At 70.4% G+C, this 23,021-nt stretch carries 20 protein-coding genes and 1 riboswitch; of the genes, 11 read left to right on the top strand and 9 right to left on the bottom strand.

The window, feature by feature from the left end:
* Window positions 1-290 precede the first annotated feature (290 nt).
* The 3 genes from ABWV53_RS06150 to ABWV53_RS06140 form a co-directional block, all read right to left on the bottom strand.
* On the bottom strand, window positions 291-3,392 hold the full coding sequence (locus tag ABWV53_RS06150) for an efflux RND transporter permease subunit (protein ID WP_353364008.1): 3,102 nt from the start codon (window positions 3,390-3,392) through the stop codon (window positions 291-293).
* Entirely contained in the window at window positions 3,389-4,597 is a 1,209-nt protein-coding gene (locus tag ABWV53_RS06145; protein ID WP_353364006.1) for an efflux RND transporter periplasmic adaptor subunit, read from the bottom strand. The genes ABWV53_RS06150 and ABWV53_RS06145 overlap by 4 nt, the downstream gene beginning before the upstream one ends.
* Before the next feature lie 70 nt (window positions 4,598-4,667).
* A complete protein-coding gene (locus ABWV53_RS06140; RefSeq protein WP_353364004.1) occupies window positions 4,668-6,050 on the bottom strand; it encodes a TolC family protein in 1,383 nt (460 codons plus the stop codon).
* Between the two features lie 154 nt (window positions 6,051-6,204).
* Here ABWV53_RS06140 and ABWV53_RS06135 point away from each other — a divergent pair, with 154 nt between their 5' ends.
* Both ABWV53_RS06135 and ABWV53_RS06130 read left to right on the top strand, forming a co-directional pair.
* Window positions 6,205-6,930, top strand: a complete 726-nt coding sequence (locus tag ABWV53_RS06135) for a response regulator transcription factor (protein ID WP_353364002.1) — start codon at window positions 6,205-6,207, stop codon at window positions 6,928-6,930.
* Entirely contained in the window at window positions 6,927-8,351 is a 1,425-nt protein-coding gene (locus ABWV53_RS06130) for a sensor histidine kinase (RefSeq protein ID WP_353364000.1), read from the top strand. Before ABWV53_RS06135 ends, ABWV53_RS06130 begins: the two co-directional genes overlap by 4 nt.
* A 74-nt stretch (window positions 8,352-8,425) precedes the next feature.
* Here ABWV53_RS06130 and ABWV53_RS06125 read toward each other — a convergent pair whose 3' ends face one another.
* From ABWV53_RS06125 to ABWV53_RS06115, 3 genes are all read right to left on the bottom strand, one after another.
* Window positions 8,426-9,541: an alkene reductase gene (locus ABWV53_RS06125; RefSeq protein WP_353363998.1), complete on the bottom strand. Its 1,116-nt coding sequence runs from the start codon at window positions 9,539-9,541 to the stop codon at window positions 8,426-8,428.
* A gap of 255 nt (window positions 9,542-9,796) precedes the next feature.
* Entirely contained in the window at window positions 9,797-10,405 is a 609-nt protein-coding gene (gene gstA / locus ABWV53_RS06120; protein WP_353363996.1) for a glutathione transferase GstA, read from the bottom strand.
* A gap of 177 nt (window positions 10,406-10,582) precedes the next feature.
* Window positions 10,583-11,173, bottom strand: coding sequence for an NADPH-dependent FMN reductase (locus tag ABWV53_RS06115; RefSeq protein WP_353363994.1), 591 nt, complete (start codon window positions 11,171-11,173; stop codon window positions 10,583-10,585).
* Between the two features lie 186 nt (window positions 11,174-11,359).
* Between ABWV53_RS06115 and mnmG the strand changes: the two genes are divergently transcribed.
* Genes mnmG through ABWV53_RS06085 form a run of 6 tightly spaced genes read left to right on the top strand, consistent with a single transcriptional unit; the run spans window position 11,360 to window position 17,144 of the window.
* Complete coding sequence (gene mnmG, locus ABWV53_RS06110; protein ID WP_353363992.1) at window positions 11,360-13,357, top strand: tRNA uridine-5-carboxymethylaminomethyl(34) synthesis enzyme MnmG; 1,998 nt, start codon at window positions 11,360-11,362, stop codon at window positions 13,355-13,357.
* Window positions 13,354-14,037, top strand: coding sequence for a 16S rRNA (guanine(527)-N(7))-methyltransferase RsmG (rsmG, locus tag ABWV53_RS06105; RefSeq protein ID WP_353363990.1), 684 nt, complete (start codon window positions 13,354-13,356; stop codon window positions 14,035-14,037). Before mnmG ends, rsmG begins: the two co-directional genes overlap by 4 nt.
* Before the next feature lie 59 nt (window positions 14,038-14,096).
* Window positions 14,097-14,711 (top strand): LysE family translocator, encoded by a 615-nt coding sequence (locus ABWV53_RS06100; RefSeq protein WP_353363988.1) that lies wholly within the window; start codon window positions 14,097-14,099, stop codon window positions 14,709-14,711.
* 50 nt (window positions 14,712-14,761) lie between these two features.
* Window positions 14,762-15,559: a ParA family protein gene (locus tag ABWV53_RS06095; RefSeq protein ID WP_353363986.1), complete on the top strand. Its 798-nt coding sequence runs from the start codon at window positions 14,762-14,764 to the stop codon at window positions 15,557-15,559.
* 44 nt (window positions 15,560-15,603) lie between these two features.
* Window positions 15,604-16,164, top strand: coding sequence for an RBBP9/YdeN family alpha/beta hydrolase (locus ABWV53_RS06090; RefSeq protein ID WP_353363984.1), 561 nt, complete (start codon window positions 15,604-15,606; stop codon window positions 16,162-16,164).
* Between the two features lie 17 nt (window positions 16,165-16,181).
* Window positions 16,182-17,144: a ParB/RepB/Spo0J family partition protein gene (locus tag ABWV53_RS06085; protein WP_353363982.1), complete on the top strand. Its 963-nt coding sequence runs from the start codon at window positions 16,182-16,184 to the stop codon at window positions 17,142-17,144.
* On the opposite strand, the gene ABWV53_RS06080 is transcribed toward ABWV53_RS06085, so the two are convergent.
* From ABWV53_RS06080 to ABWV53_RS06070, 3 genes are all read right to left on the bottom strand, one after another.
* Window positions 17,141-17,497 carry a chaperone modulator CbpM gene (locus ABWV53_RS06080; protein WP_353363980.1) on the bottom strand — a complete coding sequence of 119 codons (357 nt, stop codon included), beginning with the start codon at window positions 17,495-17,497 and terminating at the stop codon, window positions 17,141-17,143. The genes ABWV53_RS06085 and ABWV53_RS06080 overlap by 4 nt on opposite strands.
* Complete coding sequence (locus ABWV53_RS06075) at window positions 17,494-18,495, bottom strand: DnaJ C-terminal domain-containing protein (RefSeq protein ID WP_353363978.1); 1,002 nt, start codon at window positions 18,493-18,495, stop codon at window positions 17,494-17,496. Before ABWV53_RS06075 ends, ABWV53_RS06080 begins: the two co-directional genes overlap by 4 nt.
* A 102-nt stretch (window positions 18,496-18,597) precedes the next feature.
* A complete protein-coding gene (locus ABWV53_RS06070; protein ID WP_353363976.1) occupies window positions 18,598-19,365 on the bottom strand; it encodes an extensin-like domain-containing protein in 768 nt (255 codons plus the stop codon).
* 566 nt (window positions 19,366-19,931) lie between these two features.
* Between ABWV53_RS06070 and ABWV53_RS06065 the strand changes: the two genes are divergently transcribed.
* From ABWV53_RS06065 to ABWV53_RS06055, 3 genes are all read left to right on the top strand, one after another.
* Window positions 19,932-20,297, top strand: coding sequence for a hypothetical protein (locus tag ABWV53_RS06065; protein WP_353363974.1), 366 nt, complete (start codon window positions 19,932-19,934; stop codon window positions 20,295-20,297).
* 227 nt (window positions 20,298-20,524) lie between these two features.
* Entirely contained in the window at window positions 20,525-21,265 is a 741-nt protein-coding gene (locus tag ABWV53_RS06060; RefSeq protein ID WP_353363972.1) for a class I SAM-dependent methyltransferase, read from the top strand.
* A gap of 130 nt (window positions 21,266-21,395) precedes the next feature.
* Window positions 21,396-22,445 (top strand): peptidoglycan-binding protein, encoded by a 1,050-nt coding sequence (locus ABWV53_RS06055; protein ID WP_353363970.1) that lies wholly within the window; start codon window positions 21,396-21,398, stop codon window positions 22,443-22,445.
* Between the two features lie 180 nt (window positions 22,446-22,625).
* Window positions 22,626-22,873: riboswitch (cobalamin riboswitch) on the top strand.
* The last annotated feature ends 148 nt before the right edge of the window (window positions 22,874-23,021 follow it).

Raw genomic sequence — 23,021 nt, 5'->3', positions numbered from 1 at the left:
CGTAAACATGCCTGGCGGCCGGCACGGTTCTGTGCCAGGCGGGTGAAATGGCATGCACCGCGGACGTGCGAAACGGCCCCACGGATGTGCAGGCATGCCCCGAAAGTGGCGTGGCGCTGCCGCCAGGCCCCGCCGCACGCAGCGTGTCTGGCACTGGATACCGACCGAGCGGCCCCGTGGGCAGGACAGTCCTCGGCCGCGCAGGCCCGTACCACCTGCAAGTGAAAACGCCCGGACCGATGCGATCGGTCCGGGCGTCTCTCAGGGGAACGCGGGGGGGGAGGGTCGACTCAGGCCGTGCCGACCGCCGGCGCGGCCGGCTCGGGTTCGTGGCCCTTCCTCGGCCCGAACCAGGCCACGTAGAGCGCGGGCAGCACCACCAGCGTGAGCATCGTGGCCGTCACCAGCCCGCCGATCACCACGATGGCGAGAGGCCGCTGCGTCTCCGACCCGATCTCGTGCGAGAGCGCCATGGGCAAGAGGCCCAGCATGGCCAGCATCGCCGTCATCAGCACCGTGCGCAGGCGCTGCATGGAGCCCTGGCGCACGGCCTCGACCACGCTGGCGCCGCCGGCCTGCAGCTGCTGGAACACCGACAGCATCACCACGCCGTTGAGCACGGCCTGCCCCGAGAGCGCGATGAAGCCGATGGCAGCGGACACCGACAGCGGGATGCCGAACACCCAGAGCGCCACGAAGCCGCCGATGAGCGCCAGGGGCACGTTCAGCAGGATCAGCGAGGCCATCTTCACCGACTTGAATGCGTCGAACAGCAGCACGAAGATCAACAGCAGCGAGATGGGCACGACCACCGAGAGGCGCTTCATGGCGCGTTCCTGGTTCTCGAACTCGCCGGACCAGTTGACCTGGTAGTTGTCCGGGATCTTCACGTTCTTCTCGACGCGGGCCTTCATGTCGGCCACGACGGAGCCCATGTCGCGCCCGGCGATGAAGATGCCGATGGCCGTGGTGCGGCGGCCGGCCTCGCGGGCGATGTTCATGGCGCCCGCGCTTTCGCGGATCTTCGCGACGTCGCCCAACTGCACGTAGCCGCCATCCGGCGTGGCGATGGGCGTGCGCGGCAGGTTGGCGATGGTGCGCTCGTCGGAGGGCAGGCGCACGGCCACGGCGAACTTGCGCTCGCCTTCCCACAGGTTGGTCGCGGCCTTGCCGGCCAGCGCCGCCTCGATCACGTCCTGGATGTCGCTCACGTTCAGGCCATAGCGCGCGGCGCGGTCGCGGTCGATGTCGATCAGCAGCTGCGGCACCTGGCCCTCGCGGTCGATCTCGGCGCGGGCCACGCCCTGTACCTGCTTGACCTCGCGGGCGATCTCTTCCGTGATGCGCTTCATCTCCACCAGGTCGTCGCCCGCGAGCTTGATCACGATCTGGCCCTTGATCTGCGAGATCGATTCGAGCACGTTGTCGCGGATGGGCTGCGAGAACGCCGGGTCGATGCCAGGGATGGCCGACAGGGCGCGGCCCATCTCCTCGGTGATCTTGGCGCGGGTCATGCCGGCGCGCCACTGGTCCTCGGGTTTCAGGTCCACGAAGATCTCGGCCATGGAGATGGTCTTGGGGTCGGTGCCGTCTTCCGGCTGGCCGGCCTTGGAGACGGTGGTGCGCACCTCGGGCACCGACAGCAGCGCCTTGCGCGCCATGCGCAGGATGCGCGAGGCCTCGGCGGTGGAGACGTTGGGCGAGAGGCTGAAGTTCACCCAGGTCGTGCCTTCGTCGAGTTCCGGCAGGAATTCCGAGCCCAGGCGCGAGGCCGCCACCATGGCCACGCCGAACACCGCCAGCGCGATGATGACCACCGTGCGGCGGCGCTCCAGCGCCCAGTCGAGCACCGGGGCGTAGAGGCGCTTGGCGCGCGTCACCACGCGGTTGTCGCCGTGCGGCAGCTTGCGGCGCAGCAGCCAGTAGGCGAGCAGGGGCACCAGCGTGAGCGAGAAGATTAGCGAGCCGATGAGCGCGGTGGTGACCGACAGCGCCATGGGCTGGAAGATGCGGCCTTCATGCCGCTGCAGCGCGAAGATCGGGATGTGCGCCGCGATGATGATGAGCATCGAGAAGAGCGTGGGCCGGCCCACTTCGCCCGCGGCCTCGATGATGGTGTCGCGCCGGTCGCGGTCGTCCATGTCCTCGCCGCGCTCGGCCAGGCGGTGCATGATGTTCTCGATCACGATCACCGCGCCGTCCACGATGATGCCGAAGTCCATCGCGCCCAGGCTCAGCAGGTTGGCCGGCACGCCCATGATCTTCAGGCCCATGAAGGTGGAGAGCAGGGCGAGCGGGATGATGACCACCACGGCCAGGCTGGCGCGCAGGTTCGACAAAAAGATGTAGAGCACCAGCGACACCAGCAGCGCGCCTTCCACCAGGTTGTGGAACACGGTGGTGAGGGTCTTGTCCATCAGCCAGGTGCGGTCGTAGAAGGGCACGATCTGCACGCCGGGCGGCAGGCCGCGCTCGTTGAGTTGCGCGATCTTATCCTTCACGCCCTTGAGCACCACGCTCGGGTTCTCGCCTTTGCGCATCACCACGATGCCGGTGACGATGTCGTCGTCCTGGTCCTGGCCCACCACGCCCAGCTGCGGCACGGCGCCGATGCGCACCTGGGCAATGTCGCGGATCAGCACCGGCGTGCCGTTGCGCGATGCCACGACGATGCGGCCGATGTCCTCGGCCGAGCGCAGCAGCCCCAGCCCGCGGATGGTGTATTGCTGCGCGCCCTGGGCCACGTAGCTGCCGCCGGCGTTGGCGTTGCTGCGGCCCAGCACGTCCAGCAGGTTCTGGAAGCTCACCTTGTATGCGCGCAGCTTGTCCATGTCGGGCTGCACTTCGTACTGCTTGATCGCGCCGCCCATGGCCACCACGTCGGCCACGCCGGGCACCTGGCGCAGCGCGCGCTCCACCGTCCAGTCCTCGAGGGTGCGGATGTCGGTGGTGGTGAGCCCGTCGCCCTTGAGGCGGTAGCGCATGATCTCGCCCACCGGCGTGGCGTTGGGCGCGATCTCGGCCTGCACGCCCGGGGGCAGGTCGAGAGTGGAGAGCCGCTCGGCCACCTGCTGGCGCACGATGTTCACGTTGGCCGCGTCGTCGTAGGTGACCACAGTGAACGAGAGCCCGAACTGCGTGTGCGAGAACACGCGGATGGAGTTGGGCAGGCCAGCCAGCGCGGTCTCGATGGGCAGCGTGACCTGTTTCTCGACCTCTTCCGGCGCGCGGCCGGGAAAGAGCGCGATCACCGTGACCTGGGTGTCGGTCACGTCCGGAAAGGCCTCCACCGACAGGTTCTTGAAGGCGATGACGCCGGCCAGTGCAAACAGCAGCGTGCCCAGCACGATGAAGAGCGGCTGGTGCAGCGCGTAATGGATCAGGCGCTTCATGGGGCGGCCTTCTTCGCGGCGGCGGCGTCTTCGGTCATGGACTGGAACTGGCGGGCCAGCAGCAGCGCGTTCTGGTTCACCACGGCGTCACCGGGCTGCAGGCCGCTCGCCACGATGACCTCGGCCGGGCCCTCCTGGGCCAGCTCGACCTTGCGCGGCTCGAACACGCCCGCCTCGCGGCGCACGTAGACCACGTGCTGCGTGCCGTCGAGCACGATGGCGCTGGCGGGCACCATCACGCCGCCGGCCCGGCTTTCCTGCACGCGGGCGGTGGCCAGCATCTCGGCCTTCAGGCGCCGGTCGGCATTGGGCACCACGCCGCGCACCTTGATCGTGCGCGTGCCGGGGTCGATGGCATCGGCCGTGGCCGTGACCTTGCCGGTGAACGTGGCGCCGGGGTACGCCGGCACCTGCAGCGTGATCGGGTCGCCGGGGCGCAGCGAGGAGAGATCGCTCTCGCGCGCGTCGATCTGCACCCAGAGCGAGGTCGGGTCCGTCACCACGAAGAGCGCGGGGCCGGACTGGTCCGGGCGCACTTCCTGGCCCGGGTTGAGGTTGCGCTCCACGACCACGCCGCCCATGCCGGCCGTGAGGGCCAGCTGCTGGTTCACGCCGGCGGCGCTGCCGTAGAGGCGCGTGCGGGCCGCGGCGCGGGCCACTTCGGCCTGGGCGCCGGCGGCGTCGGCCTCGGCCTGCTCCAGGTCCTTGCGGGCGATGATGCCGGCCTCGAACAGCTCGCGCTGGCGCTTGAGCGACTGCTGCGCGAGCGACTGGCCGGCATGCGCCTTGGCGGTGTCGGCCTGGGCCTGGCCGAAGTCGGGCGAGGCCAGCAGGGCCAGGGGCGCGCCGGCCTTCACCGGCTGGCCCAGGTCGGCCTGGATGCTGGTGATGCGGCCAGCGAAGGCCGGGTAGATGCGCTGGGTGCGCTCCTCGTTCCAGACCAGGCGGGCGGGCAGGTCCACCGCCACGTCCTTGGCGGCGCGGGCTTCCACCGTGCCCAGCAGGGCCAGTTGCGGGTGGCCGGAGGGAAAGCGCAGCTGCCCCGACTGGATGACCGGCGGTGCCGGTTCAGGGGGCGCGGCGGCATCGGCGCCGGATTTGCCGCAGCCGGGCAGCAGGGCGCAGGCGGCGCCCAGGGCAGCGACGGCCACCAGGCTGCGCACGGCGCGGCGCCGCGCGGAAAGGGAGGGGTGTTGCACCATCATGGTCGGGAAGGTCCGGGAAGGCATGGGGATCGGATAAGGCGGGAACGAAGGGGACTGCGGCGGCGTGCGCTCACGGCATGCCGGTGAGCACCTGCGGCTGCGTGCGCAGCAGCCAGGCGCCCCGCGCCTTGGCGTAGTCGGCGCGGGCGGCCAGGGCGTCGAGCACGGTGGCGCGCAGGGTGCGCTGCGCGTCCAGCAGGTCGGTGAGGGCGATGGCGCCCTTGCGGTAGGCCAGCTCGGCGCTGCCCGCCACCTGGCGCGCCCGGGGCAGCACGCCCTGGTCGTAGTCGGTGGCGCGGCGGGCGGCGTTGTCCATGGTCTGGCGCAGCCGCTGCAGGTCCAGCAGGGCCAGGCGACGGGTGTTCTCCAGTGCGTCCTGGGCGCGGGTGTAGTCGGCCTGGGCGCGGCCGATCTCGCCCTGATACTGGTAGCCCCACTGCAGCGGGATCTGCACGCGCAGCTCGACCTGGCGGGTCGAGGTGCCGGGGTAGTGGTCGACGGACGCGCCCACCGTCCAGTCGGATTTGCGCAGTGCGTTGGCGCCGTCCAGCGCCGCCTGGGCCGCCTGGGCGCGGGCCAGGGCGGCGCGCACGTCGGCGCGGTTCTCGGCCCAGTCCGCCAGGTTCGCGTCGGTGGCGGGGCGGTCGCCGGCCAGGGCGGGCCAGGGCGTGTCCACGGCCTCCAGGCGGCTGCCGCTGCTGCCCGTGACTTGCGCCAGGGCGAGGGCGGCATCGTCCCGCGCCTGCTCGGCCGCGCGCGTGTCGGCGCGGGCGCGCTCGGCCTCGATGCGGGTGCGCGAGGCGTCCTGCAGCGACAGATCGCCCGCCTTCACCCGGCGGTCGGCCATGCCGGCCACCTGCTCCAGGCTGCGCCCTATGGCGGCCACCTCGCCGACCCGTTCCTGCGCGGCCAGCAGGTCGTAGTAGGCCGCCAGCGCCGCCTGCAGCTGCTGCACCTGGGTGTCCGCCACGTCGGCCTCGGCGGCGTTGGCCGCGCCCTCCGCCGCCTTCTTGCGCAGCGCGCGCTTGTCGCCGCGCTCCCAGGTCCAGTCGATGCCGACGGACTTGTCGATGCGCTTGCGCGTGAACACGTTGCCCGGGCCGGGGCCGTGCTGCAGGTCGATGGAGCTGGCCTTGGTGGTCAGCGACGGCAGGGGCGCATGGTCGGCGGCCAGCACGTCGGCGCGCGCGCCGGCCAGTTCCTGGCGGGCCTGGTTGACCTCGCTGTTGTCGCGCGCGGCGGCCAGGGCCTGCGCGAGCGTCCAGGCGGCGCCGCGCTGCGCGGGCAGGGGCGACGGCTGGGGCGCGGCGGCGGGCGCTGCCGGCTGGGCATGGGCGGGCGGGCAGGCGGCGAACGCACCGCCGCAGGCCAGCAGGGCGGCCGCGATGCGGAGGGCGGCCGGCGCCTGCACGGCACCGGCACGCCGGGGAGAAAAGAGGGGATGGGAGCGCATGACCTGTTTATCCGCCGCCCAGCCTGACCACGGCCTGACCGGAGCGCCCGTGGCCGTGCCGCCCGGGACACAATGCGGGTTCCGCGCAACGCCGCGTGCCTCGCCGCACGCCGTTGTCCCCTCCGCCTTTTGCCTTGCCTTCCGCTTTCTGCCCATGCGCATCCTCGTAGTCGAAGACGATGCCGTGCTGCGCGGCGTCATGCAGCGCAGCCTGGCCGATGCCGGCCACCGCGTGGACGCGGCCGCCACGGTGGCCGAGGCCGACCATTTCTGGAGCGTGCAGCCGTTCGACGCGGTGCTGCTGGACCTGAACCTGCCGCAGGACGCCGCCCCGGCGAGCCCGCTGGGCAGCGGCCTCGCGGTGCTGCGCGCCGCCCGCGCGCGGGGCGACCGTACGCCGGTGCTGGTGCTCACCGCCCGCGACCGCACCGAGGAGCGCATCGCCGGCCTGGACGCGGGCGCGGACGACTACCTGGGCAAGCCGTTCGACCTGGCCGAGGTGGAGGCCCGGCTGCGCGCCCTGGTGCGCCGCACGCAGGGCACGGACGACCGCACCCGCGCAGGCACGCTGGTGCTGGACCGGCGCGCGCGCCGCTTCACGATCCAGGACGTGCCGTTCGAGCTGCCCGCGCGCGAATTCGAGGTGCTGTGGGAGCTGATGACGCCGCCGGGCCGCGTGGTGAGCAAGCGCACGCTCTCGGACAAGCTCTCGGGCTTCGACGACACGCTGGGCGACAACGCGCTGGAAGCCTTCATCTCGCGCCTGCGCAAGAAGCTGCAGGGCAGCGGCGCGGGCATCCGCACGTTGCGCGGCCTGGGCTACATGCTGGAGGCCGGCGCGGAGCCGGCGGCAGGCGGCGCCCCGTCGGAGCCGGCATGACGGGCGCCACCATGCCGCCGCGCCCCTCGGAAGCGCCGCCGTCGCTGCGCGCGCGCCTGCTGCGCCACGTGCTGGTGCCGCTTGCGCTCACCTGGTTCGCGGGCACCGCCATCTCGGTGCTGGTGGCCAACGCCTTCACCCAGCGCGCCTTCGACCGCGCACTGCTGGACGACGCCTACGCCATCGCGGCCAATGTGCGGGAGAGAGGGGACGCGCTCGATCTGGCGCTGACCTCCCGCGAGCTGAAGTCGGTGCTGTTCGATCAGGTGGAGACGGTGTATTTCGCCGTGGTGCTGCCCGACGGGTCGGTGCTGTCGGGCAACGCCAGCCTGCCCGCGCCGCAGCCGCGGGAGGGCGAGGCGTACCGGTTCTCCGACATCAACTACCGGGGCCGGGCGCTGCGCGCCGTGCGCGTGCAGGTGAGCGAGCCGCAGCGCTTCGAGGTCATCACCGCGCAGACGGTGCATGCGCGCAGCGCCATGCTGCGCAGCGTGCTGCTCTATTCGGTGGTGTCGCAGCTGGTGCTGCTGGGCGCGCTGGCCTGGTGGCTGCGGCGCGCCATAGAGGCCGACCTGCAGCCGCTGGCGGCCTTCCAGGCCGAGCTGGCGGCCCGCGACGCGCGCGGCCTGGAGCCGGTGGCGCTGCAGGCCTCCACCCGCGATCTGCAGCGCCTGGAAGGCGCCGTCAACGGCCTGCTGGCCCGCGTGGCCGAGAGCGTGCGAGCGCAGCGCGAATTCGCTGGCAACGTGGCGCACGAGCTGCGCACGCCGCTGGCGGGCATACGGGCCTTGGCGGCCTACGGTCTGTCGCACAAGGATCCGGCCGTGTGGCGCGAGCAGCTGGCCAGCGTGGCCGCCAGCGAGGCGCGGGCCAGCCACCTGGTGGACCAGCTGCTGGCGCTGGCGCTGGCCGACGAGATGCGCGGCGCCATGCCGCGCGAGCCGGTGGCGCTGGACGAGCTGGCACGCGAGGCCGTGCTGCGCTTTCTGCCACGCGCCGATGCCGCCGGCGTGGACCTGGGCGCGCGCGGGCTGGAGCAGCCGGTGGTGGTGCAGGGCCAGGCGCTATTGATCGAGGGCGTGCTGGGCAACCTGATCGACAACGCCCTGCGCTATGGCCGGCCGGCGGTGCAGGACGCCGCGCCCCGCATCACCGTGCAGATCGTGCGGGAGGGCGAGTCCGTGATGCTGGAGGTGCTGGACAACGGCCCGGGCATCGACGACCGGCAGCGTGCCGACCTGCTGCAGCGCTGGGCCCAGGGCCGCGAAGGGGAGCGGCTGGGCGCGGGGGCCGGGCTGGGCCTGGCCATCGTGACGCGGTATGCGGACCTGCTGGGCGCACGCCTTTCGATGGGCGCCGCGCCCGGGGGCGGCCTGCGGGTGACGCTGGCGTGGCCGCAAGCCGCCGCCCCGCAGGGCTGACGCTCCGGCTGCCCAAGGTATTTGCTGTATTTTTTATAGCTACAACCCCAGGCGGGACGGGCGCAGGAGGCCGATCAGGCCAGGGTGGGATAGTCGGTGTAGCCCTTTTCGCCACCGCCGTAGAAGGTGGACTGGTCCCAGGCGTTCAGCGGAGCGTCCTGGCGCAGGCGCTCCACCAGGTCGGGGTTGGAGATGTAGGCCTTGCCGAAGGCGACGATGTCGGCCTGGCCGCTGGCCACCGCCTCCAGCGCCAGCGCCCGGTCGTAGGCGTTATTGACCATCCATGCGCCCTGGCCGCCCGCTGCGCGGTAGGCGCGCTTCAAGGCTTCGTAGTCGAACGGGCGGCCTTCCACCTCGCGCGGGCCGCCCGTGGCGCCCTCGATGACGTGCACGTACGCCAGGCCCAGCGGCGCCAGCTGGCGGATCACGTAGTCGAAGAGGGGCTGCGGATCGGCATCGGCGATGTCGTTGGCCGGCGTGACGGGCGAGAGGCGGATGCCCACCTTGCCGCCGCCGATGGCATCCACCACGGCGCGGGTCGCTTCGAGCAGCAGGCGGGCGCGGTTCTCGATGCTGCCGCCGTAGTCGTCGGTGCGCTGGTTGGCGCCAGTCTTGAGGAACTGGTCCAGCAGGTAGCCGTTGGCGCCGTGGATCTCCACGCCATCGAAGCCGGCGGTTTCCACCGCGTTGCGCGCCGCTGCGGCGTAGGTGTGCACGATGCCGGGCAGCTCGGACGCATCCAGCGCCCGGGGCTCGGAGGTGGCCACGAACTGGCCCTTGCCGCTTTCGCGATCCACCAGATAGGTCTTGGCCTTGGCGGTGATGGCAGACGGGGCCACGGGCTGGCCGCCGTCCGGCTGCAGGTCGACGTGCGAGATACGGCCCACGTGCCAGAGCTGGGTGACGATCTTGCCGCCGCGCTGGTGCACGGCCGCCGTCACCTTCTTCCAGCCGTCGAGCTGGTCGCTGCCGTAGAGGCCCGGCACGTCGGCATAGCCCTGGCCCTGGTGGCTGATGGCGGTGGCCTCGGTGATGAGCAGGCCGGCGCTGGCGCGCTGGGCGTAATAGGTCGCCGTGATGTCACGCGGGACGGCATTGGGCGAACGGTTGCGCGTCAGCGGCGCCATGGCGATGCGGTTGGCCAGTTGCAGGTCACCGGCCTGGATGGGGTCGAACAAGGTCTGGGACATCGAAAGAATTCCTGGGAAGGGTTGATGAGTCAGTGGTGCGGTTCAGGCAAAAAGCCGGACGGCACCGGACTGCTGGGAAGTTACCCTGATTCCGCGGCGGCTGCAGTGGGTGAGCGCCGCGACGGGACATCGATTCCGTGCTAGGCCACTGGGTAGCACGGTGGTTTCACGTGAAACACGCCACCCAGCGACAAGGCGAGCGCCCGCTCGCCTGCGTGATGGAGTGCTCCGTGAGACCGGCCTTGGAAAGCGGCCTTACTTCACCAGGCCTTCTGCCTTGAGCGCCGCCTGCACAGCCGGGCGCGCACCCACGCGGGACAGGTAGGCCTGCAGGTTCTGCATCGCCGAGAGGTCCAGGCCCACGGTCTTGCTCCAGTTGCAGACGGTGAACAGGTAGCCGTCGGCCACCGAGAAGTGCTCGCCCGTCAGCCACTCGCGGCCCTCGAGCTGGCCATCCACCCACTTCAGGCGCGACAGCAGCTTTTCGCGCAGGGTGGCCTTGTAATCGTCGGGCGTGGCCGGGCTGAACAGCGGCCCGAAGCCCTTGTGCAGCTCGGTGCCGATGAAGTTCAGCCACTCCTGCAGACGGTAGCGCGCCAGCGTGCCGTTGGCCGGCGCCAGGTTCTTGTGCGGCGCCTGGTCGGCGATGTACTGCACGATGGCCGGGCCTTCACGCAGGCGGGTGCCATCGTCCAGCTCCAGCAGGGGCACGTAGCCCAGAGGGTTGATCTGGTAGTAGTCGGTGCCGTCCGGCAGCTGGTGGGTCTTGGTGGGCGCCAGCACGGGCGTGAAGGCCAGGCCCGCTTCCAGCAGGGCGATGTGGGGGGACAGGGAGCAGGCGCCAGGGCTGTAGTAGAGCTTCATGGAGTGGGGCCGCCCATGGGCGGCGGAGTGAATGAGGGAAGGGGGAAAAGGGGGGTCGGCCACGGAGGCAAGAAACCACCCTGCATGCTAGCGCCAACCCAGCCGCCCTGCAGCCGCAGGCCGCAGGCCGAACCGCCGTCTGGACGCCAGACGGCGCCGCATCATGCGGTTCGCCCTTCAGGCCTCGGGAGCGTGCAGCCGCTCTGCCGCCCACAGCACCTGCCGCACCACCTCGGCCACCCGCGACTGGTGCGCGGCCTGCGCCAGTGCGCCCGCCTCGTCGAAAGCCGTGGCCGCCTGCGACAGCGCGAAGCCCCGGGGCGCCACCCAGCATTCCAGGTTCATCAGCAGCGGGGCCAGGTGCCCCTGCGACCGCAGCCCGCCCAGGCTGCCGTTCGATGCACTCAGCAGGCCCACCACCTTGCCGCGGAACGGCAGGGTGCCGTCCCCCCAGGTGGCATGCCCGGCCACGGGGCTGGAGGCCCAGTCCAGCGTGTTCTTCAGCAGCGCGGTGTAGCTGCCGTTGTATTCGGGCGAGCAGATGAGCCAGGCCGGGTGGGCATGCAAAGCCTCTTTCAACCGCACCACGTCGGGTGGCGTGCCCCGTGCTTCCAGGTCGGCGTTGTACATGGGAATGTCGTAGTCCGACAGCTCCAGCACCGTGGCGTCGGCCCCCAGGCCCCGGGCGATGCCGGCCGCCGCGTGCGCCAGGCGCCGGTTGAAGGATTGGGCGCGGGTGCTGCCCGCGAAGACAAGGATTTTTTGCATGGTGCGGAACATTGGAGCACACGGCGCCGGCAGGAATCCTGCAATCCGCCGAAGGCTGTTTCACGTGAAACACCGGCGCAGCCCCTGGCGGCGACAGAAATGGCCCGACGTGGGAAAATTGCCGGTTCCGCGTTGGATTCGACCGTTAGAAGAGGGCTGCCCCAGGCACGCCCGGAGTGAAGCACCATGTTGTACCCCCAGGAATTTGATGTCATCGTCGTCGGTGGCGGCCATGCCGGCACCGAGGCAGCGCTGGCCGCGGCCCGCATGGGCAGCAAGACCTTGCTGCTCACGCACAACATCGAAACGCTGGGGCAGATGAGCTGCAACCCCAGCATCGGCGGCATCGGCAAGGGTCACCTGGTGAAAGAGGTGGACGCACTCGGCGGCGCCATGGCCCTGGCCACGGATGAAGGCGGCATCCAGTTCCGCATCCTCAACGGCTCCAAGGGCCCGGCCGTGCGGGCCACCCGCGCCCAGGCAGACCGCGTGCTCTACAAGGCCGCCATCCGCCGCATGCTGGAGAACCAGCCCAACCTGTGGCTCTTTCAGCAGGCCGTCGACGACCTGATGGTGGAAGGCGACCGGGTCGTGGGCGCCGTCACGCAGGTGGGCATCGCCTTCCGCTCCCGCACCGTGGTGCTGACGGCCGGCACCTTCCTGGACGGCAAGATCCACGTCGGCCTGAACAACTACGCCGCCGGCCGCGCGGGCGACCCGCCCGCCGTGAGCCTGTCGGCGCGCCTGAAGGAACTGCAGCTGCCGCAAGGGCGCCTGAAGACCGGCACGCCGCCGCGCATCGATGGCCGCAGCATCGACTTCAGCCAGCTGGACGAGCAGCCCGGCGACGGCATGCCCGGCGGCGTGAACGAAGGCACTGTGCCCGTGTTCAGCTTCATGGCCCATGCATATGGCGGGGCGGCCATGCACCCGCGCCAGGTCCCGTGCTGGGTCACCCACACCAACGAGCGCACGCACGAGATCATCCGCTCCGGCTTCGACCGCAGCCCCATGTTCACCGGCAAGATCGAGGGCGTGGGCCCGCGCTACTGCCCCAGCGTGGAAGACAAGATCAACCGCTTCGCCGACAAGGACAGCCACCAGATCTTTTTGGAGCCCGAGGGCCTGACCACCCACGAGTTCTACCCCAACGGCATCAGCACGAGCCTGCCGTTCGACGTGCAGTACGAGCTGGTGCGCTCCATGCGCGGCCTGGAGAACGCACACATCCTGCGCCCCGGCTACGCCATCGAATACGACTATTTCGACCCGCGCTCGCTCAAGAGCAGCTTCGAGACACGGCAGATTCACGGCCTCTTCTTCGCGGGCCAGATCAACGGCACCACGGGCTATGAAGAAGCCGCCGCCCAGGGCCTGTTCGCCGGCATCAACGCCGCCCTGCAATGCCGGGGCGAAGACGCCTGGCTGCCGCGCCGCGATGAAGCCTACCTGGGCGTGCTGGTGGACGACCTCATCACCAAGGGCGTGACCGAGCCCTACCGCATGTTCACCAGCCGGGCCGAGTTCCGCCTGCAGCTGCGCGAAGACAACGCCGACATGCGCCTGACCGAAGCAGGGCGCCGCATGGGCCTGGTGGATGACGCCCGCTGGGAGGCGTTCAGCCGCAAGCGCGACGCTGTTTCACGTGAAACAGAGCGCCTCAAGAGCACCTGGGTCAACCCGCGCAACCTGCCGGCTGCCGAATCGGAGCGGGTGCTGGGCAAGGCCATCGAGCATGAGTACAACCTGTTCGACCTGCTGCGCCGCCCGGACGTGGCCTATGACAGCCTGATGAGTCTGGACGGCGGCAAGTACCGCTCGCAGGAAGTTTCACGTGAAACACTGGGCGACCTGAGCGGGCCGGTGCTGGAACAGGTGGAGATCGCCGCCAAGTACGCCGGCTACATCGACCGGCAAAAGGACGAAGTGCAGCGCGCCGCCTATTACGAAACGCTGCGGCTGCCCGCTGCCCTCGACTACCTGCAGGTGCCTGCCCTGTCCATCGAAGTGCGCCAGAAGCTGCAGAAGCACCGCCCGGAGACGCTGGGCCAGGCATCGCGCATCTCGGGCGTCACCCCAGCCGCCGTGTCGCTGCTGCTGGTGTACCTGAAGAAAAGCGGCTTCAAGGGCTTTGCCGCGCAGTCCGCAGACGCCGCCGCCGAACCCACCGAGGCAGCGGCATGAGCACGGCCGCCGCCGCGCTGAGCGGGCCGCTGGAAGAGGGCATCCGCACGCTGGGCCTTTCGCTTTCGGATGCGCAGCAGGGTCAGCTGCTCGACTTCCTGGCCCTGCTGCAGAAGTGGAACAAGGTCTACAACCTCACTTCGGTGCGCGACCCGCAGGAGATGCTCACCCATCACCTGCTCGACAGCCTGGCCGCCGTGGCACCCCTGCAGCGCCACCTGGCGCAGCGGCCGGCCGGGCAGGGCGGGGCGCGCCTGCTGGACGTGGGCTCCGGCGGCGGCTTGCCCGGCGTGGTGTTCGCCATCTGCTGCCCCGAGCTCGACGTGAGCTGCGTCGACACTGTTGCCAAGAAAGCCGCCTTCATCCAGCAAAGCGCCGCCACCCTGCGCCTGCCCCATCTGCATGGCGTGCATGCGCGGGTGGAGCACCTGAGCGGGCCGTTCGACGTGGTCAGCTGCCGCGCCTTCGCGTCGCTGGTGGACTTCGCCACCTGGTCCGCCGCCGCCCTGGCCCCGCAGGGCGTATGGCTGGCGATGAAGGGCAAGCACCCGGCCGACGAGCTGGCGGCGATGCCCCCCGGCGTGTCGGTGTTTCACGTGGAACCCCTCTCGGTACCAGGCCTGGAAGCGGAGCGCTGCATCGTCTGGATGCGGCCCGCGACCGTCGCCGCACCCCGCTGAGCGGGTGGCACGGAACGCTCGCGTAAACTCGGCATCCTTTTGCGCTCCGGGGGTGTTCGATGTTCGGTATTGCTGATTACGGCGCTTTCGTCGCGGCCATCGTGCTGTTCCTCGCCATCCCCGGCCCCGGCAACCTGGCGCTCATCACGTCCACCGGCAAGGGCGGCGTGCGTGCCGGGCTGGCCGCCGGGTTCGGCGTCATCGCCGGCGACCAGGTGCTGATGTGGCTGGCGGTGGCCGGCGTGGCCGCGCTGCTGGCTGCCTACCCCGCCGCCTTCCACGCGGTGCAGTGGCTGGGCGCCGGCTATCTCGCCTGGCTGGGCTTCAAGCTACTCACTGCCCGGCCCGGCGACGCGCCGGCCATCACCATCCAGCCGCGGCACTACTTCCGCCAGGGCGCCATCATCACGCTGCTCAACCCCAAGGCCATCGTCTTCTACATGGCCTTCTTTCCGCTCTTCGTGGACCCGGTCCGGCATCAGGGCCTGCTGACCTTCGGGGTGATGGCCGCCACCATCGCGACGCTCACCTTCCTCTACAGCCTGATCGTGGTGCTGCTCACCCACCACCTGGCGGCCCGCATGCGCGCCCACCCGGCCGTGGCCCGCGCCCTGGAGAAAACGGCAGGCGTCTTCCTGATCGGCTTCGGCCTGAAGCTGGCACTGTCTAAGTAGTTTCCGCGCTCCCTCGTCATTGCATCCTCTCTGAAAAGCACCCGCACGCCATGGCCCAGATCTTCTGCATCGCGAACCAAAAAGGGGGCGTCGGCAAGACGACGACCTCCGTCAACCTGGCCGCCGGCCTGGCCAAGGTGGGCCAGCGCGTGCTGCTGGTCGACCTGGATCCGCAGGGCAACGCCACCATGGGCTCGGGCGTGGACAAGCGCGCGCTGGAGCTGACGGTGTACGACGTGCTGCTGGAGTCGGCCTCCATCCAGGAAGCCGCCGTCAAAGCCGAACAGTGCGGCTACCACGTGCTGGGCGCCAACCGCGAGCTGGCCGGCGCCGAGGTCGAGCTGGTCACCCTGGAGCACCGCGAGCGCCGCCTGAAGGCCGCCCTGGCCGAGGTGGACGGCGACTACGACTTCGTGCTCATCGACTGCCCGCCCAGCCTGTCGATGCTGACGCTCAACGGCCTCTGCAGCGCCCACGGCGTGGTCGTGCCCATGCAGTGCGAATACTTCGCGCTCGAAGGGCTCACGGACCTGGTCAACACCATCAAGCAGGTGCATGCCAACCTCAACCGCGACCTGCAGATCATCGGCCTCCTGCGCGTCATGTTCGACCCGCGCATCACCCTGCAGGCGCAAGTCAGCGCCCAGCTCAAGGACCATTTCGGCGACAAGGTGTTCGACACCGTCATCCCGCGCAACGTGCGCCTGGCCGAGGCGCCCAGCTACGGCCTGCCCGGCGTGGTGTTCGACCCCAATGCCCGCGGCAGCCAGGCCTTCCTGGAGTTCGCCCGCGAAATGGTGCGGCGCGTGCAGGTCGGTTTGCATGCCAAACCAGCCCCCAGCGCTTGATGGATAAGCGCCTGCAGCTATCAATAAGTGAGCAAGTGAACCCCATGGAAGCGTCTCGCGTCTTGATCCTGCCCGGCTGGCAGAACTCCGGCGAAGGCCATTGGCAGACCCGCTGGGAAGCCCTGTACGGCTTTCACCGCGTGGAGCAGCACGACTGGATGCACCCCCTGCGCGGCGACTGGTCGGCGCGGCTGGAAGAGACCGTGGTCGACGCCGGCGGCCCCGTGGTGCTGGTCGCGCACAGCCTGGGCTGCATCCTTGCCGCCTGGTGGGCCGCGCACTCGCGCAACGCCCACCGCGTGCGGGGCGCGCTGCTGGTCGCGCCCGGCGACGTCGAAAGCCCCGACATCGCCCCTCTGCTGCCCGGCTGGAGCCCCATCGCCCGCCAGCCCCTGCCATTCCCGGCCGTGCTGGTGGCCAGCCAGGACGACCCGTACTGCAGCTTCGCCCGCGCCCAGGGCCTGGCCGTCAGCTGGGGCGCCCGCCTGCACGACGCGGGCGCGCGCGGCCACCTGAATGCCGAATCGGGCCTGGGCGACTGGGACGAAGGGCTGGAGCTGCTCAGAGCGCTGCACGCCCCCTTGAAGAACAACCCTCCGCATTGAAGACGACGACAACCACCATGGTCACCAAGAAACCCAAGGGCCTCGGCCGCGGACTCGAAGCCCTGCTCGGCCCCAAGGTCGCGGATGCCCTGCCGACGGCGCCGCCCGCCGCAGGCGGCAGCGCGCCGGGCGCCCCCGCCCCCGACAGCGGCACTCCCACCACGCTGCCCCTGAGCGCGCTGGTGCCGGGCATGTACCAGCCCCGCACCCGCATGGACGAAGGCGCGCTCTACGAGCTGGCCGAGTCCATCAAGGCGCAGGGCATCATGCAGCCCATCCTGGTGCGGCGGCTGGCCACGGGCGAGAACGCCGGCCAGTACGAGATCATCGCCGGCGAGCGCCGCTTCCGCGCCTCGCGCCTGGCGGGCCTGGCCGAAGTGCCGGTGCTGGTGCGCGACGTACCGGACGAGTCCGCCGCCGCCATGGCGCTCATCGAGAACATCCAGCGCGAAGACCTGAACCCGCTCGAAGAAGCCCAGGGCCTGGCGCGCCTGACCCGCGAATTCGGCCTGACCCACGAGCAGGCCGCGCAGGCCGTGGGCCGCTCGCGCAGCGCCGCCAGCAACCTGCTGCGCCTCTTGAACCTGGCCGAGCCGGTGCAGTCCATGCTCATGGCGGGCGACCTGGACATGGGCCACGCCCGCGCCCTGCTGGCGCTGGACCGCGCCGCGCAGATCACCGCCGGCAACCAGATCGCCGCGCGCAAGCTGTCGGTGCGCGAATCCGAAGCGCTGGTGAAGAAGCTGAGCGCCGAATTCAGCCTGACGCCCTCCAGCGCCGGCGGCAAGAAGGGCGCGGATAAGTCCGGCGACGTGAAGCGCGTGGAAGAAGAGCTGTCCGACCTGCTGATGGCCGAGGTGGAAGTGCGCATCAAGAAGCGCGTCAAGCGCGGCGGCCAGACCGAGGAGATGGGCGAGCTGGCGATCCAGTTCGGCTCGCTGGAGGCGCTGAACGGGTTGATCGACCGGCTGCGCGGCTAGCCGCCAGCCGGCCCCTGCGGCTGCGCCGCACCCACCAGCGCCCGCAGCCGCCGCACCTCGCGCTGCAGATCGATGATGAGCGCGGCCGCATCCAGGCCGACGTCGAAGTCCCGCTGCAGCCGCCGCGCCTGCAGCGCGCAGCGCAGCGCCTCTCCGTCGAACACCCACTGCGCCTGCGGCGCGCCGGGCACGGCGGGCGCGATCAGGCCGGCTTCGACCAGCGCGACGACCCATTCCTCGCGGTCGCCCGCCGCGCGGGCCAGTTCGGTCATGCCCAGCGGGTGGGCAGCGTCCACAGGGTGGGCTTGCGTGATGGTGACGCTGGTGTGGCGAACGTAGGTCGTGGTGGTCATGCGGAGGCTCCCAGGGCGCTGCGGGGGTTGAAGGCTGCGCTGGCCCGGGCCAGCGCCTCGTAGGCCGCGCGGGCGGCTTCGGAATCGGCGGGCGGCAGCGCCAGCTCCAGTTCCAGGTACAGATGGCCGGGCGTCGCGCCCGGAAAGCCGCGGTCCTTCAGCCGCAGCCGGCGCCCGGGCCGGGAGCCGGGCGGCACGGTGACCTCCACCTCGTCGCCATTGGGCAGCGGCACCCGCACCTGCGCGCCCAGCGCGGCCTCGCTGGGCGTCACCGGCAGCTTCATGGTCACGTCGTGGCCCTCGACCCGCCAGCGCGCATCGGGCGTGAGGCGCAGCTCCAGGAACAGGTCGCCCGCCGGCTCGCCGCCGTGCCCGGGCAGGCCCTGGCCGGCCAGCCGGATCAGCTGGCCCGGCCGCACGCCGGGCGGAATCTTCACCTGCAGCGTGCGCTGCACCAGGTGGGGCTGGCCGTCATCGTCCAGCTCCATCGCCTGCAGCTGCAAGGTGTGTTCGCCGCCGCGCAGGCTGGTGGGCAGGTCCACCTCGATGGCCGCATGCTGGTCGTCGCCCCGCATGCGTGGCTGGCGCTGCTGGGCCTGGCGGCGCTGGGCCGCGCCGAACAGGGACGAAAAGAAGTCGCTGAAATCCGCATCGTCGGCCGGGCCGGCGGTGCCGCCATGGCGGGCACGGCTGAAGTCGAAGCCCTCGTCCCAGCCGGGCGGCGGTGTGAAGCCCTGCGTGCCCGCCGAGCGGCCCGCCGAACCGTGCGCCGCTCCGCTCGCCACCCGGTCGGCCAGGGCGTCGTAGGCGGCGCGCTTTTCGGCGTCGTGCAGCACCTCGTAGGCCTCGTTGACGTCCTTCATCCTGGCCTCGGCGTCGGCCTCCTGGCTGACGTCGGGATGGTACTTGCGGGCCAGCTTGCGATAGGCCTTGCGCACTTCGTCGGCCGTCGCCTTGCGGTCCACGCCCAGAGCGCTGTAGTAGTCCTTGAAGTCCATGGTGTTCCGATGCGGGAGATGGCGGGAAGGAGATACGAACGGATCTCCTGCATGGTGCAGCAGGGCGCCCCGCCGCCCAAGTCGGCCGACGCCGCAATCGCATCAGCGGCAGATCGGCCAGCCGCCCGTTTCCAGGTGGAAATGGTCGCGGTGCACCCGGTTGTAGCCCGGGCCCAGCGTGCCGTCGAAGCGGCGGCAGGCGCCCGCTTGCGCGGCGTGCAGAAACCGGGCGACCGGGTCGCGCTGCAGCGCCTGGGCGTCGTCCCACGGCTGGGGGGCATCACGCAGCAGCTGGATGCGCCGGCCATTGGCCAGCGTGAACCCGCTCACGTCCAGCGCATCGGCCGTGGCATGGCGGCTGCGGCGGCCGGTGCCGCGCCCGTCGCCGGTGTTCACGTTGCGGCAGGCGTAGCTGCCCAGGTGTTCGATGCGGCGCACCTCCTGGCCCAGCTCGGCGCGGGCGGCGGCCTGCAGGTCGTGCCGCTCCCAGAGCGCGAACGACAGCGCCGTACGGCAGCTGAGCACCGTGGCACTGCTCAACTGCACGCGGTGGCCCGACTCCAGCCGCACGGCGTTCGTAAAGCCGCAGCCCTGCACCGGCGCGCGGTCGGACACGGGGGAAAAGCGCAGGCCGGCACTTTTCAGCGCCGCCAGGCACTGGTCCGGATCGGCGCGTGCGCGGCGCATCTTGAACGGCGTCAGCAGGTTCGGCGTCTCGGCCACGTCCAGCGCGGCCAGCGGGTCCCAGCGCGGCGGCACCGGCACCCAGCCGCCCAGGTAGCCGACGAGCAGGCCGCAGGCGAGGCTGAAGAGCGCCGCGCCGATCAGGCGACCGGCGCCTCTCGCGGATGGAACGGCGGGGTCAGTCATGCACGGAGCACGACGCCGCGGACGACTGGGATGCCCGCATGCGGAGTGTGCGATGCGAGCGAGTCATCGGCAAGGCGGGGCGAAGGAGGGGGAATGTCACAGGGGCGGTCCGGTGGCTGTGCAGTCGATTGTGGGCGGAGTGGCGCGTACGCCGGGGCGGACAGCCGCGCCGCAGCCTGTCAGCAAGAAGCCGACCTTGGGAATGTGCCGCGCCAAGGGCGTCTCGGGCCATTCTTCTGACGTGATTCGCCGGATCGGGGCGTACCGCGCTCGTCCGAACTGCTGTACCCAGTGCCTTGAGCCGCTTTGAAGAAGCGAATCAGCCTGTGGCATGAACGATCGTTCGAGGATATTTCCCTCCCGACCGTTTCCTGCGGCTTCTGCTTCGCTCACCCGGGCGCCCTGGGGGTGATGCGCCATCACCTACAAATGTAGTGATTTGTCATGGCATCAATAATCCGGAGCTTTTCTGGCGTGACGACTGTACGACACCGTTAAAGTTGCCAGCAAATTGCATAACGCAAGGTGAATACATGACAAAAAACCAGTACCGAGTAATCGTTGCCATGTCCTTCATCCTTTTCAATCTTTCGGCTCGGTTGGATGCGATTTTCGATCTGCTTCCAGATTCTTACAAAGGAAGACTACCGACTCCGCTCGATGGCGAAACGATCCTTTTTCTGGCCCTCACGATCTTGGGCGCGATCGCAGGGCTCTATGGGTCCATGAGATTTTTGTCGTGGGCGCCGATGCTCAACCTCATTACCGCTGGTTGTTTTCTGGTTCTCATACTAAGCAGTCACATGGTATTTATTAGTTCGTCCTGGGCTCAGGCTTTAACGCTTGTTGCCACCGCGAGTTGGGGGGTTGCTCTCGCACTGCCCTATATCAGTGACAACGTTGGGAGGATGTTCAAGTCGAAGCCAGATTAAGGGATGCGGCGCATTTTCTATCGCCCGTCCTGAGAAAAAAAGGCAGGCCCTTGATGCAAGCGGACAACCGCACCAGAGCCTCCCGGCGAAATGCCAGAGTTCCCCTCACTAGAATGCAGCGCACCGAAGCACCTGCCGAGCCCATCGCCTGACCGGTCACTGGGAATGCACCTTCACCGCGACCGCCTCCTGCCCATGCCTTTCCGCCTGCCCGGGCACTCCCGGCCATGAACCGCTGGCTGCCCTGGCCGCTGCCCGCCCTGCTGGCCTGGGGCGCCGCCTGGCTGGCCTACGCGGGGCTGCAGCGCTGGCTGCCCGCCGCCGTCGCGCTGGCGCTGGCCTGCGCCCTGGGCACGGCGGCCAGCCTGCTGGGGCAGGGTTGGTGGCGGCGCGGGCTGATCGCGGCGGGGTTTCCGCTGTCGCTCGTGCTCACCGGCACGGCCGCCGGCGTGCCGGCCTGGGCCTGGCTGGTGCCGCTGGCCCTGCTGCTGCTGGTCTATCCGCTCAATGCCTGGCGCGACGCGCCGCTCTTTCCCACCCCGCGCGGCGCGCTGCAGGGCCTGGCCGCGCTGGCCCCTTTGCCGCCCGATGCGCCCGTGCTGGACGCCGGCTGCGGCCTGGGCGACGGGTTGATCGCATTGCGCCAGGCCTACCCGCAGACGCGCCTGCACGGGCTGGAGTGGAGCTGGCCGCTGCGGGCCCTGTGCGCGCTGCGCTGCCCCTGGGCGCGGGTGCGGCGTGGCGACATCTGGGCGGCCGACTGGGGCGGCTATGCGCTTGTCTACCTCTTCCAGCGGCCGGAAAGCATGGAACGCGCCGCCGCCAAGGCCGGGGTGGACATGGCGCCGGGCAGCTGGCTCGCGAGTCTGGAATTCGAGGTGCCCGGCCGGGCGGCGGACGCCTGCCTGCGGGGCGAGGCCGGCGCCAAGCCGGTGTGGCTCTACCGCATCGGCGCGCCCGAAGCCTGAACGCGCGGGCCTTGGGGCCGGTCAGGCCCGGCGCTATGATGCCGCCGCGCTTCGCCCGCTTGCAGGGCATGGCGGCTGCCCGGCACCGCCTTTCACACCGACACTCCAACGACACCGAGAGGAATCGAACATGACCCGGAAGATGCACACCCTCCCTCTGCTGGCCACGGCCTGCGCCGCCGCCCTGCTGCTGGCCGGCTGCGAGACCACCAACATGCGCATGGGCAGCCCCGACGCCAAGACCGTCGCCACCGGCGCTGCCGGCGGCGCCAGCGCCTCCGGCGAGAGCAGCGAGCTGCAAAAGTGCGCCGCGCCTCTCGGCACCGTCTCCCTCGTGGAGAACCAGGACGCGGGCTGGTACACCATCCTGCGCAACGAATACAAGCTGCCGCCCACCGCCAACCTGCTGCGCCTGCTGATCCAGCAGTCCAACTGCTTCGTCGTCGTCGAGCGCAGCGCCTCCGGCATGCGCGCCATGGACCGCGAGCGCCAGCTGATGGGCTCCGGCGAGATGCGCGGGGGCAGCAACTTCGGCCAGGGCCAGATGGTCGCCTCCGACTATGGCCTCTCGCCCGAGATCATCTTCTCCAATTCCGACGCGGGCGGCATCGGCGGCGCCCTGGGGGGCCTGCTGGGCGGCGGGCGCGGCGCCGCCATCGCCGCCATCGGCGGCAGCATGAAGACGCGCGAGGCGAGCGCCATGCTGACCCTGGTGGACAACCGCTCGGGCGTGCAGGTCTCCGCCTCCGAGGGCAGTGCGTCCAAGAGCGACTTCGCGGGCTTCGGCAGCCTCTTTGGCGGATCGGCCGGCGGCTCGCTGGGCGGCTACCAGAACACCGCGCAGGGCAAGGTGCTGACGGCCGCCTTCATGGACGCATACAACCAGATGGTCGTGGCGCTGCGCAACTACAAGGCGCAGAGCGTGCAGGGCCAGGGCCTGGGCGGCGGCGGGCGCCTGGGCGTGGACGGGGGAGCTGCGCCCTCGCAGACCAAGGCGGGCGCCTCGATGTCCATGCGGCAGGCACAGGAGCGCCTCTCCGCGCTGGGCTACAACGTGGGCACGCCGGACGGCGCGGCCGGCCCGCGCACGACCAAGGCCTTGCGCGAATTCCAGAAGGACAAGGGCATCGCGGTGACGGGCCGCCTGGACGCGGCCACGCAGGACGCGCTCTCGCGCTGAACGCCGCCCCCGGCGCGCAGCCATTGCTGGCGCGCCGGCTGCACCGAACGGACCCGGCCCTGGCCGGGTCTTTTCGTTGGCGCCGGGCATGGTGCTACTGTTTTGATAGCTGCATGCGCTGATGGATCAAGCGCTGGAGCCCTCAACGGCTCGTCACTTTCAGCCACGGGCACCCACCGGCCTATACTCACCCCCGTTGGTGCTCGCAAGGCCATTGCGGCCGAGCAGTTAAACGGGAACCAGGGAGGGAGCGTCCGCCAAGGAACGTTCCCCAACCTGGGCTGCCCCCGCAACGGTACAGCGACGAAGACGGCACCGCCGGCTTCACCCTGCATGGAACACACGCCCACTGAAAGGCCCAGCGCCTTTTGGGAAGGGCCCATCGCAGCGTCGCCAGCCCGGATACCGGCCGACAGGGGGCGTCGCAGCCACCGGCTTTTTTGTCCGTCACAGGATGGAGGAGAGCCGGGGCGGCGGCGCCCATTTCACGGAACCTGCGGGGAGGCAGGAGTCCGGGCACACGCATTCCTGTCGGTTCTTTCCCATGCCAGTTTTCCTTGCGCGCGCGCCGCTTTT

Source organism: Acidovorax sp. FG27, assembly GCF_040365715.1.
In the GTDB taxonomy this organism is placed as follows: domain Bacteria; phylum Pseudomonadota; class Gammaproteobacteria; order Burkholderiales; family Burkholderiaceae_C; genus Paracidovorax.
The sequence above is the reverse complement of the archived record's forward strand: the minus strand, read 5'-3'. Positions and strand labels throughout refer to the sequence as shown.

Bases quoted from the DNA above. Each gene is read 5' to 3' on its own strand.
- ABWV53_RS06150 (WP_353364008.1), bottom strand. From the start codon at position 3,392: ATGAAGCGCCTGATCCATTACGCGCTGCACCAGCCGCTCTTCATCGTG.
- ABWV53_RS06145 (WP_353364006.1), bottom strand. From the start codon at position 4,597: ATGATGGTGCAACACCCCTCCCTTTCCGCGCGGCGCCGCGCCGTGCGC.
- ABWV53_RS06140 (WP_353364004.1), bottom strand. From the start codon at position 6,050: ATGCGCTCCCATCCCCTCTTTTCTCCCCGGCGTGCCGGTGCCGTGCAG.
- ABWV53_RS06135 (WP_353364002.1), top strand. From the start codon at position 6,205: ATGCGCATCCTCGTAGTCGAAGACGATGCCGTGCTGCGCGGCGTCATG.
- ABWV53_RS06130 (WP_353364000.1), top strand. From the start codon at position 6,927: ATGACGGGCGCCACCATGCCGCCGCGCCCCTCGGAAGCGCCGCCGTCG.
- ABWV53_RS06125 (WP_353363998.1), bottom strand. From the start codon at position 9,541: ATGTCCCAGACCTTGTTCGACCCCATCCAGGCCGGTGACCTGCAACTG.
- gstA (WP_353363996.1), bottom strand. From the start codon at position 10,405: ATGAAGCTCTACTACAGCCCTGGCGCCTGCTCCCTGTCCCCCCACATC.
- ABWV53_RS06115 (WP_353363994.1), bottom strand. From the start codon at position 11,173: ATGCAAAAAATCCTTGTCTTCGCGGGCAGCACCCGCGCCCAATCCTTC.
- mnmG (WP_353363992.1), top strand. From the start codon at position 11,360: ATGTTGTACCCCCAGGAATTTGATGTCATCGTCGTCGGTGGCGGCCAT.
- rsmG (WP_353363990.1), top strand. From the start codon at position 13,354: ATGAGCACGGCCGCCGCCGCGCTGAGCGGGCCGCTGGAAGAGGGCATC.
- ABWV53_RS06100 (WP_353363988.1), top strand. From the start codon at position 14,097: ATGTTCGGTATTGCTGATTACGGCGCTTTCGTCGCGGCCATCGTGCTG.
- ABWV53_RS06095 (WP_353363986.1), top strand. From the start codon at position 14,762: ATGGCCCAGATCTTCTGCATCGCGAACCAAAAAGGGGGCGTCGGCAAG.
- ABWV53_RS06090 (WP_353363984.1), top strand. From the start codon at position 15,604: ATGGAAGCGTCTCGCGTCTTGATCCTGCCCGGCTGGCAGAACTCCGGC.
- ABWV53_RS06085 (WP_353363982.1), top strand. From the start codon at position 16,182: ATGGTCACCAAGAAACCCAAGGGCCTCGGCCGCGGACTCGAAGCCCTG.
- ABWV53_RS06080 (WP_353363980.1), bottom strand. From the start codon at position 17,497: ATGACCACCACGACCTACGTTCGCCACACCAGCGTCACCATCACGCAA.
- ABWV53_RS06075 (WP_353363978.1), bottom strand. From the start codon at position 18,495: ATGGACTTCAAGGACTACTACAGCGCTCTGGGCGTGGACCGCAAGGCG.
- ABWV53_RS06070 (WP_353363976.1), bottom strand. From the start codon at position 19,365: ATGACTGACCCCGCCGTTCCATCCGCGAGAGGCGCCGGTCGCCTGATC.
- ABWV53_RS06065 (WP_353363974.1), top strand. From the start codon at position 19,932: ATGTCCTTCATCCTTTTCAATCTTTCGGCTCGGTTGGATGCGATTTTC.
- ABWV53_RS06060 (WP_353363972.1), top strand. From the start codon at position 20,525: ATGAACCGCTGGCTGCCCTGGCCGCTGCCCGCCCTGCTGGCCTGGGGC.
- ABWV53_RS06055 (WP_353363970.1), top strand. From the start codon at position 21,396: ATGACCCGGAAGATGCACACCCTCCCTCTGCTGGCCACGGCCTGCGCC.